Source organism: Fluviispira sanaruensis, assembly GCF_004295685.1.
In the GTDB taxonomy this organism is placed as follows: Bacteria; Bdellovibrionota_B; Oligoflexia; order Silvanigrellales; family Silvanigrellaceae; genus Silvanigrella; species Silvanigrella sanaruensis.
In genome coordinates, this window is sequence record NZ_AP019368.1 from 1,008,089 (window position 1) to 1,024,987 (window position 16,899).

17 protein-coding genes are annotated in these 16,899 nt (G+C 34.2%); 15 read left to right on the forward strand and 2 right to left on the reverse strand.

Going from position 1 to position 16,899, the window contains the following annotated elements:
* Positions 1-178: 178 nt before the first annotated feature.
* Positions 179-1,174: a lipoyl synthase gene (gene lipA / locus EZS29_RS04395; protein ID WP_130606965.1), complete on the reverse strand. Its 996-nt coding sequence runs from the start codon at positions 1,172-1,174 to the stop codon at positions 179-181.
* A gap of 102 nt (positions 1,175-1,276) precedes the next feature.
* On the opposite strand from lipA, the gene EZS29_RS04400 reads away from it, so the two are divergent.
* From EZS29_RS04400 to fliF, 7 genes are all read left to right on the forward strand, one after another.
* A complete protein-coding gene (locus EZS29_RS04400) occupies positions 1,277-2,371 on the forward strand; it encodes a phosphate signaling complex PhoU family protein (protein WP_130606967.1) in 1,095 nt (364 codons plus the stop codon).
* Positions 2,372-2,555: 184 nt separating this feature from the next.
* Positions 2,556-4,817: a tetratricopeptide repeat protein gene (locus EZS29_RS04405; RefSeq protein WP_130606969.1), complete on the forward strand. Its 2,262-nt coding sequence runs from the start codon at positions 2,556-2,558 to the stop codon at positions 4,815-4,817.
* A 34-nt stretch (positions 4,818-4,851) separates the two neighbouring features.
* A complete protein-coding gene (locus EZS29_RS04410) occupies positions 4,852-5,946 on the forward strand; it encodes a sigma-54-dependent transcriptional regulator (protein ID WP_130606971.1) in 1,095 nt (364 codons plus the stop codon).
* Positions 5,943-6,371 (forward strand): flagellar basal body rod protein FlgB, encoded by a 429-nt coding sequence (gene flgB / locus EZS29_RS04415; protein WP_130606973.1) that lies wholly within the window; start codon positions 5,943-5,945, stop codon positions 6,369-6,371. The genes EZS29_RS04410 and flgB overlap by 4 nt, the downstream gene beginning before the upstream one ends.
* A gap of 34 nt (positions 6,372-6,405) precedes the next feature.
* Positions 6,406-6,843, forward strand: a complete 438-nt coding sequence (gene flgC / locus EZS29_RS04420; RefSeq protein WP_130606975.1) for a flagellar basal body rod protein FlgC — start codon at positions 6,406-6,408, stop codon at positions 6,841-6,843.
* A gap of 17 nt (positions 6,844-6,860) precedes the next feature.
* Positions 6,861-7,190 carry a flagellar hook-basal body complex protein FliE gene (fliE, locus tag EZS29_RS04425; protein WP_130606977.1) on the forward strand — a complete coding sequence of 110 codons (330 nt, stop codon included), beginning with the start codon at positions 6,861-6,863 and terminating at the stop codon, positions 7,188-7,190.
* Between the two features lie 46 nt (positions 7,191-7,236).
* Positions 7,237-8,844, forward strand: a complete 1,608-nt coding sequence (fliF, locus tag EZS29_RS04430) for a flagellar basal-body MS-ring/collar protein FliF (protein ID WP_130606979.1) — start codon at positions 7,237-7,239, stop codon at positions 8,842-8,844.
* Here the strand turns inward: fliF and EZS29_RS04435 are convergent.
* The gene (locus tag EZS29_RS04435; protein WP_130606981.1) at positions 8,841-9,299 is read right to left on the reverse strand and encodes a hypothetical protein; all 459 of its coding nucleotides are present in this window, start codon (positions 9,297-9,299) and stop codon (positions 8,841-8,843) included. The genes fliF and EZS29_RS04435 overlap by 4 nt on opposite strands.
* A 442-nt stretch (positions 9,300-9,741) precedes the next feature.
* On the opposite strand from EZS29_RS04435, the gene tssB reads away from it, so the two are divergent.
* From tssB to EZS29_RS04475, 8 genes are all read left to right on the forward strand, one after another.
* The gene (gene tssB / locus EZS29_RS04440; protein ID WP_130606983.1) at positions 9,742-10,266 is read left to right on the forward strand and encodes a type VI secretion system contractile sheath small subunit; all 525 of its coding nucleotides are present in this window, start codon (positions 9,742-9,744) and stop codon (positions 10,264-10,266) included.
* 24 nt (positions 10,267-10,290) lie between these two features.
* Entirely contained in the window at positions 10,291-11,781 is a 1,491-nt protein-coding gene (gene tssC, locus EZS29_RS04445) for a type VI secretion system contractile sheath large subunit (protein ID WP_130606985.1), read from the forward strand.
* A 28-nt stretch (positions 11,782-11,809) separates the two neighbouring features.
* A complete protein-coding gene (locus EZS29_RS04450) occupies positions 11,810-12,346 on the forward strand; it encodes a hypothetical protein (RefSeq protein WP_130606987.1) in 537 nt (178 codons plus the stop codon).
* Positions 12,347-12,410: 64 nt separating this feature from the next.
* Positions 12,411-12,818 (forward strand): GPW/gp25 family protein, encoded by a 408-nt coding sequence (locus EZS29_RS04455; RefSeq protein ID WP_172603771.1) that lies wholly within the window; start codon positions 12,411-12,413, stop codon positions 12,816-12,818.
* Entirely contained in the window at positions 12,802-14,556 is a 1,755-nt protein-coding gene (locus EZS29_RS04460; protein WP_130606991.1) for a type VI secretion system baseplate subunit TssF, read from the forward strand. Before EZS29_RS04455 ends, EZS29_RS04460 begins: the two co-directional genes overlap by 17 nt.
* Positions 14,553-15,320, forward strand: a complete 768-nt coding sequence (locus EZS29_RS04465) for a hypothetical protein (RefSeq protein ID WP_130606993.1) — start codon at positions 14,553-14,555, stop codon at positions 15,318-15,320. Before EZS29_RS04460 ends, EZS29_RS04465 begins: the two co-directional genes overlap by 4 nt.
* Before the next feature lie 14 nt (positions 15,321-15,334).
* On the forward strand, positions 15,335-16,411 hold the full coding sequence (locus tag EZS29_RS04470) for a type VI secretion system protein TssA (protein ID WP_130606995.1): 1,077 nt from the start codon (positions 15,335-15,337) through the stop codon (positions 16,409-16,411).
* A 14-nt stretch (positions 16,412-16,425) separates the two neighbouring features.
* Positions 16,426-16,836 (forward strand): hypothetical protein, encoded by a 411-nt coding sequence (locus tag EZS29_RS04475; RefSeq protein ID WP_130606997.1) that lies wholly within the window; start codon positions 16,426-16,428, stop codon positions 16,834-16,836.
* Positions 16,837-16,899 lie beyond the last annotated feature (63 nt).

Genomic DNA, 16,899 nt, shown 5'->3' on the forward strand with positions numbered 1-16,899 from the left:
AAATCCATCGGATTTTCTCAATTAAAAAAACGATGTGTGGAACATTTTTAATGGACGGCGAGTTATATAAAAAAACTCCAATAAATATTTTTTAATCCATGGTGAGGCGCATAACACTGGGCAGAAATATAAATTATGGAAATAGATGGGAGGAATGATTGATTCCCATTACAGTTATTTATACTGGAAAGAGTTCCGAAGCTTTGTAGGAGCTTCTGACTAAAGGACCTGCTGCAACGGCTTTAAAACCAAGTTCTTTCGCACGCGTTTTCCAGTACTCAAATTCTTCGGGATGGACGAAACGCTTCACGGTCAAGTGTTTCGTTGTTGGTTGTAAGTATTGACCAATCGTTATGATTTCTGTGCCAGCTTGGCGCAGATCACAAAGAGTTTCTTCTATTTCAGCGAAATCTTCGCCCAGCCCAAGCATAATAGCACTTTTTGTGTACATACCTTTAGGCCCAATTTTTAAAGCATTTTCAAGAACTTTAAGACTTTGGTCGTATTTTGCCCGTGCGTCGCGCACGCGTGGGCTTAAGCGCCGAACGGTTTCAACATTGTGGGCAAAAACATCAAGGCCGCGGCCTGCATGGACAACCTGTTCAATACTTTCAATCTGCCCTCTGAAATCCCCGGCGAGAATTTCGACTTTGGTTCGAGGGTTTTCTTTATGAATCGCTAGAATTGTTTCGGCAATGTGGGCAGCACCTCCGTCTGGAATATCATCTCTATCAACCATAGTAATAACAGCATAGTTGAGATTCATCATGCGAATGCTTTCAGCAACTTTGTATGGTTCCTCTTTGTCAAGCAGCCCCCCAGGGTTGCCTGTTTTAATATGGCAGAAGCGGCAGCCGCGCGTGCAGACATCCCCTAAAATCATAAAAGTAGCGGTGCCAGTGTTCCAGCAGCCAGATATATTAGGACATTTTGCTTCTTCACAGACTGTGTAAAGCTTTTTCTCTCTGAGATCTTTTTTAATATTAAACAGGACTTCCCCACCCGTTAGGCCTACTTTGAGCCATTGAGGTTTTAGGGGGCGCCCTGTTTTTGGATGAATTTCGGGTTCAATGGCAAGAGCGGCAAGCTTTGCATAAATTTCTTTACGGCTTTCAAGACTGTCTAGCAGATTTTGTGGGGTGTAATTTTGATTTAAATTGATTTTCTCTGGCATATTTGCACTCTCCAAAAGACCTATGGCACATTCGACGTGGCACATTCAGTTTATCCGTAACAGTGTGCACAAATTAATGCAAACTACTTAAGGGCAATCCTCATGTCGAGAATTTCTAGTCTTGAAATGCAGTTAGCGAATGTAAAATCATTATTAAGAACGATGTGTGATGCGGTACATGCTGGCTTGCAAACTTTGGTACAGCATTTTGAACATCCAAATACCAATCGATTGATCAAAATAGTCGTTCTCGACTCGGAAATAGATAATCTCGAGCGCGCCATAGATGCTTCTATATTACAAGTTTTTGCAACGCAGCAGCCATTGGGATACGAGCTGCGCTTGGCTTATGCTTGCGCAAAAATTGCCCACCATGTTGAGCGCATAGGAGATGCGGTTGAAAGTTTGGCGAGACAACTTGTCAACGGTGACGTACCAGAACAAAAAGAGATTTTTTTGGAAATGCTGTTAGATACGAAAAATTTATTCGAGCGTTCGTACACAGCCATGTTCGATGGTGATTTGTCATTGATTCAAGAAATTCATATTTTAGATGATAAAGTTGACTTAAAACAAAGAGAATTAAATCTTATAGCAAAAAATATTTTAAAAAAAGCTAATAAAAAAAGTATAGAAAAAGCGCTTAAAATAATTAGTATGAGTTCAAAATTGGAAAAGATTGCGGATTTATGTTGTAACTGGGCAGAACAAATAGATTTTGCAGAAAATGGCATGGCGAGAAGAACACTGAGAAAAAGAAAATATCGTTTGGTATTTATTGATAATATTGGTGGAATGATAGCAAGTCTCGTTGCGTCATTTTTATACAAAAATGTGAAGGATATTGTTGAGCTTTCTGTTATAACAACTCAATCGATAAAATCAAATAATATTCTTAACTTTACAAATTTACTCGTTGATTACGAAATCACCCCGCAAATTTTTCCTATTGCAAGAATAACAACTGTAAATTGGAATAATTGTTTGATGTTAATTAAACTAGGTAAATTTGAACTATCAGAAGAAGAATCCGACATAGTTCCCAATAAAACCGTTCAGATTCACTGGCCCGAAATTATGATCGATCCGATTGATATAGAAAATGATCCAAAAAAATTCAAAGAGTTTGCAAATGTTCTCACACGTAGAACAAATCAACTCGCGCAAATAATTGCACGAACACAAGAACAAAATTAATATAAAAAACTATGACAGCGGAAATTTTTATCATTAAATAGGTATATTATTTGCATTAATAAACAATTTGACACGTCAAAATTTCACATTCTGACAATTTTCAGACTGACATAATAGAACATCTCTCAGGTAAACTACAAGAAATGAAATTTATTGACTCGTATTTATTTTGGGGGGAGAAGAGTTGTTCAAGAAAAAACTCTTCACATATTCATTCTTTACATTTCTTTCCGCTGTGGGGGGCATCTTTGACTCTAGCTCGGCAAATGCAGAGATATTAAAAATAAGAAAAGATAAAATTTCTCCAACTTTTCTTGCAGGAGAAGATAGTTATCGCATGGTATTTGATTTGGGAGAACCGCGGAGATATGCGACACGCTTTATTAAGGGAACAAGAACATTACAGATAAGAATAATTCCTGCAAGGATGGAAGAGTTTAATAATACATCATTTTATGACACTCGTTTTGTTAAACGTGTGTATATGCGTGAAGAAAAATCTGAAGTCACGATTCATATTCAATTAAAAAATTTACCAATAGGATGGGTGGTCGCAACGCAAAATAAGCCGTGGAGAATTTTAATTGATTTCTGGCGAACGGAGCCGGAAAGTAAAAATTTAGAAGCGGACTGGAATTGGCAACCCGATTTTATAGAAGGTTTAAGTAAAGAAAATATTCCTGAAATAATGACAACTTATAATTTGCAAAATGAGGATTTGCAAGAGAAAAAAAGCACACCCAAAGTGAATGGACAAATAAAAAATGAAAGTCAAAAAGTTGTTACTTCATCAGGAGAAGCTCATAATCAAAATGTTAATAGCAATGAAAATAAAAATAAACCTGTTTCTTTAACTCCGGACAAAAAAATAGAAAAAGTAAAAAGCGATAAAGAATATAATCTACCAGAAATTTATGGCAGACTAGAAGTTTTAAAACCCATTAGCGAATATAGAATGACGTTGTTGCAAGCGCAGATGGGTTCTGTTTTTGGTACAAAAGAAGAATTTGATGTGGGCAAAAATTTTGCCGAAGAACTGTATAAAAGTGGTCATGAAGATCAAGCATTGAGTATATATAGAAGACTTGTAGCACTGTCTGAAAGAAAATTTAAATCAGATCCAAAGATTTTATGGAATGCAGGAGAATCGGCTTATCTCACACGAAATTTTGATTTAGCGAATGATTATTTTAGGTCTCTGTTGTTGAATTCTCCTGGCAGTGAATATGCCGCATTAGCAAAATTAAGGCTGTTAGATATCGATGAATTGAGCAATTCAAAGACAAAGGGAATGGGTAAAACAGGTTATCAAAATGCTCAGAAATATTCTGAAATGGCATTGTATGACAAAAATCCACTTATCGTAAAAGTCGCTTCCTCACTTCGTGTTTTGAATGATGTCGTAGATGAAAATCCGAATGCGGTAAAAACGTATCAGCAAAATATAGACGCCTGTGTCACTTCTGAAAGTATCCCGTTTGACTTGCTGAAAAATTGTGCATATGATCAAATAAGATCTTCGGTTGAAAAAGAAAATATCAACACTGCAGACGCTGCCGTTCAGCAATTTAAAAAGAAGGTGGCCGGCGACAAGCGCTCTGCTGTTCTTGAAAATATTGTGAACAGCAGAGTAAAGGATCTATTAAAGAGCACAGCACAAAATAAACAGTGGGAAGTATGGACACGCTTTGAAAAAGGTGCGCGGCAGAGTCTGCTTGAGTTTACCTATTCTGATCCTGAGTCTCTTTTTACGAGAGCAGAAGCTTTTGATGCCGTTGGTGAAAACCAAAAGGCAATTCAACTATACAGTGCCTTCTGGCAAGCTTCGACGGATCAAAAAAGAAAGAATGAAGCTGCTGCCATTACAGCGCGCTTATATTATCGAAGCAATAAACCAACAGACGCAGAAGTATTTTTGCGCCGTATTGAACAAGATGAAAAAAGAAAAGCAGATGGATTAACTGATAAGTCTGTACAGGCTTTGAAGGAGCTTTCTGTTGCTCCTTACCGTAACAAAATAGCGTTACGTTTACTTTTAGATGAGATGAAACTTGGACGTTATGTTGAACGCGATTTGCCAACTCTGGGTGAATGGGCTCGGGCTTTGCGCGGTACCCCTGATGTCGAACCTCTTTATGAGAAAATTCTGGCATTTCCTGCAAAGTCACTAGATGAAATTCAAACAGTTGAAGCGTCAATCATGCAATATGCAGAAGATTTACGGGATTCGGGCAGATTTGCGAAGTCGGGAGATATGTTTCTTGCAATGGCAAATTTAGCCCAAGGAACGCATCGAGCCGAAGCCGCATATAAAGCAGGAGTTGTATATGCGAGAGCGGGTCTTTTCGATAAAGCGAAAACGGCTTGGCTCTTAGCAGCAAACGACACGAACGACAAGCGGTACTCTTCTCTGGCGAGCGAAAGGCTTGACAGACTTAATAAGTAAACAGGCGATTTAGAAATTAAGGGGAGGTTTGTTTATGAGTGATGTGCGTCCTATGGGATTGTTTGACATAGATTCTGCAAACTATGGAACACAACAAGGTAACAATGCTGTGGAAGGACGCAGCATTCATTCTAATAATGTTCCAAATGAAACAGATCTAAGAATATCAGAAGAAGAAATGCTACGGCATTATCCAACTCGTGATGAAAAAATATATAAACTTCTCGAAGTAGCAAGAACTATCGCTCCGACTAAAGTACCTATTTTAATTACCGGTGAAAGTGGAACAGGAAAAGAAACATTTGCAAAAGCGATTCATATTGCTGGCGGAAGAGAAAGAGGTCGCTTTGTAGTCGCAAATAGTTCAAATATTCCTGCCAATTTTTTTGAAATGGAACTCTTTCCTGCTCAAAGAAATCCACATGAATATAATCAAAATCACAACAATCGTCCGCAGGAAACTTGTTCATTGATGCTCGATGAGGTCACTGAGTTAGAAGCGTCTATGCAGTTAAAACTTTTAAGAATATTAAAGGAACAAGATGTAAATAAAGGCGCGATTAGACGAGGTACTGCAGCAGATGCAAGAATAATTGCATGCAGTAATAAAAATATTCAAGATGAAGTCAATGCACAAAGATTTCGCAATGATTTGTTCTTTAAATTACATGTCATTCATTTAGAAATTCCAGCATTGAGACAGAGATTGGTTGATATTGATTTTTATTCCGAGATTTTTCTTCGTGAATTTAATATTCAATTTTCAAAAAATGTTCAACTTTCGCCAACTGCTAAACAAGCTCTAAGAACTTACACTTGGCCAGGAAATATTCGTGAATTACGTAACGTTATTCAACGGTCAGTGTTACTTTCAACCCGTGATTATATTGGAGTAGAAGAGCTTCATTTAATGAGAGCGAATAGCAGAACAGAAGTTGCTATGGGAGAACCGCTGCCACAAGTGACTTTAAGAGAGCTTGAGCAAAGACTAATATTGCAAACTCTTAGAAGAATGAATGGAAATAGAACACACACGGCAAAAGCTTTAGGAATTTCGTTGAGGGCATTGCGTTATAAATTAAATGAGCTGGTTGACTGTGGCTATGAAGTTGAAGGAAAGAATATATGAGTACGGTTATTGGGAATCAAATATTTGGAAAACCAGATTCTGTTTTGGAAGAAAGTCTAAATCAACGATTAAAAAGACAAGATGTCAATGTTGCAAATATTACGAATTCTCTAACACCAGGATATAGATCTTTAGGTTTTGATTTTGAAAAGCAATTACAAGCTGCAATTGGTTCTGACAAAGATCTTATTATGAAAGTAAGCAATCCTAAGCACATAAAAGCTCCTGGCATGGGAGCTGATGGGGTTTTGAAACCAGATCTTTATGTCAAACCAACAGAAAGTATTGGTAATGACGGTAATACTGTAGATGTTGATCAAGAAATGACAGAAATGGCTGGTAACCAAGTGATTTATAGAGCTACAATTGAAACTTTGAATAGAAAACTTGGAATGTTACGTTATGCAATCAATGGTGGAAGATAAATATTAACTAATTAACTTATAGGAGTAAAAAATTATGAGTTTTTTAGAAGGACTTAAAATCAGTGCATCAGGGTTATCTGCAGAGCGTATTCGAATGAACGTAATATCTTCGAATATTGCAAATGCAAATACTTCTAGAACAGAAGAAGGTGGTCCTTATAAAAGAAAAGATGTTTTATTTACTGCTCGTAATTCAGGTCTAAGTTTTGATAATCTAATGCGCCTCGCTTTTGATCCAAATTTAAAAGAAGTAAAAGTTGATGGAATTACAGAGGATAGAAGAGCGCCTCGTCTTGTTTTTAATCCTAATCATCCTGATGCAAATGAAAATGGTTATGTTTCCATGCCAAATATCTCAATAATGGAAGAAATGGTAAATATGATCACAAGTAATCGAGCTTTTGAAAGTAATACACAAGCAATAAATGCAACAAAATCTATGGCAACAACAGCTATAAGTATAGGTAAATAATTTAAAGGTAACAGATCATGTTAAAAGTGATGTCAGCAAATGATTTACATTTTTTAAAGTTACAACAGGAATTAGTAAATTCAAGTATTCCGAGTGGTGGAGGCAATCCTCCTAAAAATCCTTCTGCAACTGAATTTCTCGATTTAATGGAAAAAGGAATTAAAGAAATTAATACGGGTGCAAGAGAAGCTGAAAAAGCAAGTATGGATTTAGCATCGGGACGCACAAGTAATATTCATGAAACCATGCTGGCGGTAACAAAAGCAGAACTTGGTTTCGATATGATGGTGCAGATGAGAAATAAAGTGATTGAGGCATACCAAGAGGTTATGAGAATGCAAGTCTAATTAAACCTTTTTAGCAATATGAATTGCTTTGAAGAAAGTAAAAGGAATGATAGAAAAATTTAGGCAATTTTGGTCACAATTTATAGTTCAAAGTAAAGCATTTTATGCTGGACTGACGAAAGGTCGCAAAATTGCAATTGCTCTCGGTCTTTTTACGATTTTCTTTGCCTTAGCTATGTTTATTTTCTGGAAACCTACAATTAAATACGAAACAGCATTTATGAATCTTTCTGCTGATGATAAAACCGCAATCCTTGCACATTTAAAAAAATCAGGATTTGTAGATTTTAAAATGGAAGGGGACACGCTTTCATTTCCTGAAGAAAAAATATTAGAAGCTCGTATGCTGCTTGCGCAAGAAGGTCTACCAAGTTCGGGCATAGGTGTGGGTTGGGAAAAGTTTGATGACAGAGCATTTGGTATGTCTGACTTTGATCAACGCATAAATAAACTGCGTGCTTTACAAGGAGAACTCGCAAGAACTATTAATAAATTGGAGCCTGTGGCAAACAGCAGAGTGCATATTGTTTTACCTGATAATGCCATATTTGCCGAAGAAAAAAAATCACCCACTGCGAGTATTTTTTTAAAATTAAAGCCGAGTAAAACTCTTACACAAAGACAAATTCAAGGTATAATTCATTTGGCAGCACGGGCTGTTGAAGGACTTGAACCAAAAGCAGTCAGTATAGTCGATCAAGACGGTAACATGCTCACTCAGCCAGACGAACAAGATGGCGGGATAGATAAAGTCACATCGGCGCAGAGAGAGTATCAGAGACGGGTTGAACGAGAGTTAGAGCAAAAAATAAGAGATATTTTAGCGCGGGTCGTTGGGCACGATAAGGTTGTTTCTAAAGTTCAGGCATTTGTCGATTTTAAAAAAGTAGAAACGACAATTTCGGATGTGGATCCCGAAAGAACAGCCGTAATTGCATCACAACGGAACGAACAATCCTCGCAAGGAAACGGACTCAATCCGACAGGTGTGCCAGGGGCAAAAAGCAATTTACCAGGTGAACGCGAAGATATTGGAATTGCAGGTGGACTGACAAACAGTACAAAATCGAGTACAGAAAATTTAAATTTCGAAGTGAAAAAAACTTTAAGTAAAATTGTTGAACCAATTGGTAACGTAACAAAATTAAGTGCATCTGTTTTGGTTGATGGAAAAATGGTTGATGGAAAGTTCGTGCCGCGCACCAAAGAAGAAATGGATATGATCACAAAATTAGTCAAGAATGCGATTGGCTTTCAAGAAGCACGTGATGCTATTACTGTGGAATCTACGCAATTTGAATTGGATGAATTTGCATTGGCAGAAAAAGCATCTCTCTCGGCGCGGCAAGCTTCTCTAATTCAGACAGCGATTCTTTCCGCTGTTGCTATTGCTGCAATGTTTTTTATATATATTGCACTTGTGCGGCCCTATTTCAAATGGCTTACATATGATCCAGATAAACGTTCAAAAGAGCAGCTTGAAATGCTTGATTATGAACTCGAAAGATCGGGGGCAGGTGCAAGGCGTGTTCAGTTAAAAGAGGATGTGCCTTTTGATAAAATGTCGCCTAAAGAGCAAATTATGTATCTCGCGAAAAATGATCCGCAAAAAACCACCGAAGCTATTCGACAGCTTTTAAATCCAAATCATTAAGGAACATGATTATCTTTTTCTGGGGTAAACTGTTTAAAGCCGCCTTTCCCTGAAAATTTATATTTTGATAGGTCCGGAATAGGAGGGGTGCCTGGTTGCATTGCTGGCATGAGAACAATATATTCTACTTCAACATCGTTGCTACCTACTTTTAAAAGATTTTTTCCATCTTCGAAAGATTTTTCATCAATATTACCAGAGGCTAATTGTTTAATTTCCCCTTTGAGGACTCCTGGAATTGTATGTGAAGAGGTGTTGTAGGGGATAACAGGAAGTACGACAGAGGATTCATCTCCTTTTAAGCAGATATTTCTGGTATTTATACTTGATTTTCCGCTCCCAGTGATAGGGTAAATATTTACTGGGCTTAACAATTGAGCGCCATCAATTGAGTCAAAACTAAAGGAATCACCTGAAAGTAGAGTGCAATGCATTTTTTTAAAATTTTCAGCCATAATTTTTCCTGTATATATTGCAACAAGCCAACAGATAATAGTTAAAATATTTAAAGTTGATATGCAAGTGATTTAAAAAGCAATGTTTATTTTCAAGAGTATTCCTCTTTAAAAAGCATAGTTTAAGCTAAGATAGAGTTCTTTTATTGATTTTTATTTAAAATGAGATGTATAAAATTATTAAAAAATATTGATATAATTTAATAATTTTAAAAGAGTCTGACAAAGTAGCTTACCAATTACAATTGATGATTCATAATAATTAAAAGCAAGCATTTCTTTAATTATTTAAATTACATTTCTCTTTGTTTTGAAAATAATAATTTTGACAAAAATGGTATGGCATTATATTTGCTTTATAAGCGAATAAGAGTGCTGTCATCAGCATTTCTCAATTCTACAAACCGTACAGGCTGATACTCATATGAAAGGAATGTGAATTATGTCAAGGAGCACCCAACATAAAATTTCTGGATATAAGCCCCCGCGTGTGCAAATCACATACGATCTTGAAGTAAATGGCAATCCAAAGGAACAAGATATTCCCTTTGTCATTGGCGTTATGGCGAATTTTTCTGGGCATCTATATCAAAAAGCAAAAAAACTGAAAAGTGAAAAATTTCTCTCTGTAAACAAAGAGAATTTTAATTCAGTTGTGCAATCCATAAATCCAAAACTGAAGATAAAAGTTCTGGATAAAATCAAAAATGATGGTGGATCTAAACAAATTGAGCTTGATTTTAAATCAATTGAAGATTTTAATCCCGGAAAAATTGCTGAAAAAGTTGATACTTTGAAAGTATTGCTGGAGACAAGAAGAAAATTAATTGAATTGCAAACTAGCGTTGATTGTAACGATAAGCTTGAAGAAACTCTAATTCAGTTTTTAAAAACTCCAGAAGCTTTAAAGCAGATTTCGAGCTCACAAGTTGAACAAGTGAATGATTCAAATACGAGCGAAGCATAAGACTCGGTTGATAAAGGATATAAAATGACTCTCAAAACAGATCTTGCAATAAAAACAAATTCATTTTTTAATTTAGAAGATGTCAATATTTCTGTTATCGATCAGGCTCTTACAATTAGTAATCTAAATAAAAACGAAGAGCAAAAGAATAATGCCAAAGAAATGTTAACAGTTTTTGCGGATGAAGTTATTTCGGATCGCATGACCTATAAAAAAAATATTTCACACATGATCAGTGAAAGAATTGCAGATATCGATGCTCTTCTCTCTGAACAAATCAATGAAATTATTCACAATCAAGAGTTTCAAAAATTGGAAGCTTCTTGGCGAGGATTGCAATCCTTGGTTAAATTTGCAGAACCAGACGACAAGTTGCATATCCGTGTTCTTGACGCCACAAAAGAAGATATTTTAAAAGATTCAGAATCAGCAGCAGAGTTTGATGAATCGGGTCTTTTTAAGCTTGTCTATGAAAATGAATATGGCACTTTTGGTGGAACTCCGTACGGTCTATTAGTTGGGGATTATTCATTTGGAAAAGGCCTTGAAGATATTGAATGTCTCAAAGCCATATCTAAAGTTGCTTCCTCAGCACATGCACCTTTTGTTGCAGCAGCAAGCAGTGAACTTTTCAATATTAAATCTTTTGAAGATTTGGATAAACCTCGTCATCTTGGCCGTTTATTTAATTCTGCAGAGTATGGTTCTTGGCAAAGTTTTAGAGAACTTGAGGACTCTAAATATGTTACTTTGACTTTGCCAAGAGTGATTATGCGTCATCCCTATGGTCCCAATGGAATACCTGTGAAGGAATTCTATTTTGAAGAAGATTTAAATGGGACAGAGCATGATAAATATTTATGGGGAAATCCTGCATTTTCTTTAGCGCAAAGAATGGTTGATTCTTTCCGTGATTATGGTTGGTTTTCAAATATCCGTGGATCGGAAAATGGTGGAGTTGTTGATAGTCTTCCTTATCACCCTTTCGTAGACAGCGAAGGAAACAATTCCTTTAAAATGCCTGTGGAAACGATCATTACAGACAGACGTGAAAAAGAGCTCGATGATCTCGGATTTTTATCTTTGGTTTATAAACGTGGCACTGACACAGCAACATTTTTTGGCTCAAAAACCATTCATAAATTAACAGAATATGACAATGATCTTGCCAATGCCAATGCGCAGCTTTCTATAGAACTTCCATACGTGATGGCAGTCTCGCGTTTTGCTCACTATTTAAAAGTGATTATGCGCGATAAAATTGGATCTTTTACAACACAGGGGGAGATAGATAATTATTTAAACAATTGGATTTCTCGGTATGTTATTTTAGATGATTCTGCAAGCACTTATATTAAGAGTTGTTATCCTTTACGAGAAGCAAGAGTTGATATTTTACCAGTGCCAGGAAAAGTTGGTGCGTATAGAGCTGTTATGTATTTAAGGCCACATTTTTACTTAAATGAGTTATCTGTGTCTCTTAGGTTAGTTACAGAACTTCCACAAAAATCATAATAAAAAAATTTAAAGGAGAATTGATATCATGAGAGCACTTTTATTAATAGAAGGATTAAAAGGAAATTTTAAATCTACAACAATTAAAGAAGCAATTTCATTAGATGATATTGCAGTTCCACAACTTATTGAAAATGCAAGTTCTAATAAATTAGAATTAAAAGATATGATTGATGAAATAACACTTTATATGCAAAATATCGATTCAGATCTAATTGGTGGGCTTGAAGTTTTTAAAGACAAATCTCGTATTGTTAAGGCAATAAAGCTCATCCAAATCGAAAGTACGACAGATAAGGATGGCAAAGAAATAGTGACTCCAGCTCATGAGTTTCACTTTTTAAATCACACTTTAGTCGTAATTAAAAATCCAGGTCAAGGTTATTCATTGCAAATTAGTACAAATATTTACAATCCAAATGATCAAGACAATGTCCCTGGATACTTCTCTGCCCATTTTAAAAAAGGACAGAAATCAAAATGTCTTTATTCTAAAGTAAGCCAATTAGAAGATATCGATGCACTAAAATGCTGGGATATCAGCAAACCAAAAAGTTTTGTTTAATTAAAGCCTGGATGTACTGAGAACAGTATATCCACTTTAATCTTCATTTAGAATGGTCCAAGCAATGGAAAGCTTAAAAAAAATTTTCTATTTACCATCTGAAAAGAAGGACCCTTTTTTTTCTATTGCGCGAAATATTTATAATATTTTAAACACTCGAAGTTCTTTGCCTGTTTCTCAATTTTTAGAAAATCAAAATTTAAATACCCTACATTTCGGAATTCCTTGTGTCTCACATTTTGCAATGGATTCTGAGCACGATCGATTTCTATTGTGTCAAATTGTGCAAAAGTCTCTTCAAGTATTTGAACATAGATTATCATATGTAGAAGTAGATTTTTCTGTCTATGATAAATTAAAAAAAGAAGCAAAACTTTCCATAAATGCAGTGTATCATTCAGGGAATGTAAAGGTAAATCTATTGTTAAAGGTGGCATTATGGGAGTTCATAATCAATGACTGGAAAATATAGTAATCAGGATTTTTTAAAAATATACACAGACACTTTAGAAGAATTAAGAAGCAATGGTCGTATATTTTCAGAACAGAATCCTGATATTGCACCTTACCTTGATTTTTCTTTTAGAAAAAGCAATGATCCTGAAACTGAAAGACTGATTGAATCTTTTGCTTATATGAAGGCTCAAGTTGATTATAAATCCTTTCTCGCAAAGAGTGACTATGCTATCAATTTTATAGAGCATATTTTTCCAGAGTTAGTTTCTCCTACACCTGGCCTCACAATCTTAAAAATATTACCGAGTATGAGTTTCTTTAAAAAAGAAATCTCTCAGTTTAAAATTGAGAAAGATACTGTTTTTTCTACGAGTAATTCAGATGAAGAAGAATGTTTATTTTCATCAACGGAAGACACATATATTTCATGCTGTGAAATAAAAAATTTCCGCTATGCAGATATTAATTCAAGTACAGAAAATATTTATGGCTATAAAAAAGCATTTATTTTTGAAATAGAATCTTCCATACCAATAACGGACTTTCAAAATACCAAATTATCCATTTTTATCGATGCAGAATTTCAATCTGTCATTTCGATTTTTGATTCTCTCTTGTCTTCTCAATTGCCTATTTTAATTTTTCGTGATGAAGAAACGAGCCCAATTAGAATTCCAAGAGATTCCTTGCAACCTATTTATCAACACAATGGACATTACGATCTCTGTGAAGAAAATTTACTCCATCCATTGTTTGATTTTATAAATTATTATCAAAAATATTTTTTCTTTAAAATAGATATAAAAAGACCAATCAATATTTTAAAAAAAATAAAATTTATCATTCCAATTGATGAAGAAGTCTCAATACCTTTTAGATTAGGTGGTGTCTTTTTTAAATTGAACTGTATACCAGTCATCAATGTATTTGAAAAAAAACTAGTCCCAATCAAGTGCAATGATCAAAAAAAAGAATACCTTATGCGGGTAGACAATGATCAGCAAAATCATATTGAAGTTTTGCGAGTCAAAAAACTTGTTACTTATAATTCCACAACCGGTAAAGCAATAGAAATTCCAAATTATCATAAGAAAAAAAATATAATAAATAAAGAAACTGAGCATTTCTATTGGGCAACAAAACGATCGTTCAACAATACGACTCGTGAAAATGGTTGTTTATATTTGAAGTTATTGCGACAGAATAGTTCTTACTCTTTTGATTTAGAAATGCCTGATTATATTTTTCCAACAGGGATCTGTACAAATACAAATTTAGTGGAAGGGATTAAACCTAACTCACAATTCAATTGCATTGCATATGATTTACCTATTGATAAATCGTTTTCATTGATTTGGCCAAAATACTTTCGAAAACCACTTGATCTTTATGAAAACATGGAAGTCATAAAATTATTGTATAAGGTCAATCAAGATATTTTAACAAGAAATGCATTTAAAAATTATGATTTTAAAAAGATAATAGAAATATTATCATCAGGTCAGAATCCAATAAAAATATTATTCCAACAATTATTGAACCAATCTACTGGCTTTGAAGTTGAAGAAACTCTCTCTCAGCAAATTTGGAAGAATCAAAGCTATTATGTGCCAGGAATATTATATAAATTGCAGTTTTCTAAAGTCACAGGTTTCCCATTGGGAACACATTTTTTAATCTCCTTTTTAAACTCTTATTTTGATTTTATAAGAGACTTTAATTTCTATATTATTTTTAAAGCAGAAAAGATATGACTGAATTGCATCAATTAGAAACTCTATCAGATCGTGAGGAACAAAATATTGCATTAAATCATATTCGCAGTGTTTTTTCGTTTGAGAAAGTTAAATATTCACCGCGTATGCTTTTTTCGTCAACTTGTTGCTTTTCTATAAAAGACTCTAAAGGTAATTATGTAAAAAGTAGATTGCCATTTAAAATGGTTATTCCTGATTATATTATAGAAAACTTTACTCTACAAACCCGACAAAAAAAGAAAATTATAGTCGATTTTCTGAAAATTTTTATCAATGAGCTTGTTATTCAAGATTTTATCGTTAAAATGAATCGTGATAGGTATCTTTATACTTTTGAAATATCGTCTCAAAAGAATGCTTACTTTCAGCTCAATAATAAAAAAAATGTCAAGTCTTTTTTTGCAAAATATTTTCAAAATGAAATTGAAATAAAAGAAAACTTTCCCAAAAAGCATATTAATAATAATCAATTTAGACTTGGTTCATGCGGGATTTATTCAAAAAATACGAACAAAGGATCTATGATTGGTTCCGACTTTTACTCATTTTTAAATAGAATTTCTGTTGAAGTAGATGTAAGGAAAGATGAACTCGTAAATTTAGAATATGTATTAAAGATCTTGAGTCTTGAAAAACATATAATGATTTTGTCAAATAATATAAAGTCCTTTAATTGTAGAAAATTTTACAAATACAAATTCATAATAGAGGGTGGAAAATGCCTTTTTGCTTTTTCAATTCCAAATTTTCACTATACATAAATAGGTAATATAAAATGAATTTAGAAATTAATAACTTAGTGCTTCCAGTGAATGAAGAGAAACCATTTGGAGAATACCTTAAATTTCATCCGAAATTGATTAAATTAAAAGATATGAGAAAAGCAAATTTAGAAAGTATTTTTTTGGATGAAGGAATATGGACTAAAAAAAATGTTTTAGCGCCCAATTGGCAAGCTTCAATAGAGTTCTGTGAAGAGATTTTAAAAGAAAACTCGAAAGATTTACTTGTGTGTGCATATTATGCAGAAGCTCAAGCAAAAGTAAATGGTTTTCAGGGGTTAGATATTGCATTGAAACTTATGCTTTATTTTTGTTTAAATAATTGGGAAGATATATTTCCCCCTCTCGAGAATGATAATCTTGAATTAAGACTTGCGCCATTTCATTGGCTTGAAGTTAATTTGCCTTTAAGTATACGTTGCATACCTTTTCAAAGCGATAAAGAGGCAGTTGTCATATTAGATTGGGAAAAATATGATAATTTTTTAAAGGAAAATATGAGTGATAATATTTCTCATAAAAATGAATTTAGGACCATTTTAGAACTGGAATCAGAAGAGTATATCGTCGATTTACATGAACGGTTAAAATCTATTGTATATTCATTAGAGAAGCTTGAGGATTTTATTATTGAATTGGCAGAGAAGTGTAATGAGAAAACGAGTTTTGATGCTCTTATAAGTCTTTGCACCGATATATCTAATTTTATCGAATCTTTTATTAATGATAAACAAGAACCAACGATCAGCACTCAAGAATATACAGAACAAAAATTTCAAACCTATGCAGATCTAAAGCAAGATGATTTTAATAATTCCTTTGAAAGAAGTCAGTCTGATATACGAATAGACCAAAATATTGATTCCATAGAAGATGCTTATGCTCTCATTGAAAAGGCAAATTTATATTTATTAAAGCACAATTCCCATTCTCCTTCTCCTTTTTTAATTCGGAGAGCGCTTGAATGGCAAAAGAAATCTTTATACGAAGTTTTTATGGAATTATTTGCTACAACATCAAAACCTTCTGAAATATTTACATTGCTCGGTCTTTCTAAAACTGACAAATAAAATTGGATATCAATATGATTACAAATAATGATACTGAAAGCGCAATACATTCTGAGTATATTTTGTCCGATGGCATGATTTTGCGTGAATTGATTGAATATAAGGAAATTAAACTTGCAGATTTATTTCCTATTCTCGGACCAGAGTCTTTGATTAAAGAAATTTTAATGGATAAAAGGAAATTAAAAGAGAAGCAGAAATTGCTATTGGCAGAACATTTTGGAACCAGCAGGGATATTTTTTCAGGCCATGATGAAAGCTTGAACGCTACAGCGAACAGCCATGCCGGTGACGAAAATAATTTTACTACAAATGTAGTGCAAGATTTAGAGCGGATGAATTATGAGCATCAAGATGTAACTTCTGATAATGATCAAGCAATGAGTTTAACTGATAATCATTATTCAAATTCTATGTGGGAGTGAAGTTCATATCTTAATAGATCTGCTATCAGGCATCACTTGTGGGCGTAATATTTTCCTGAATTT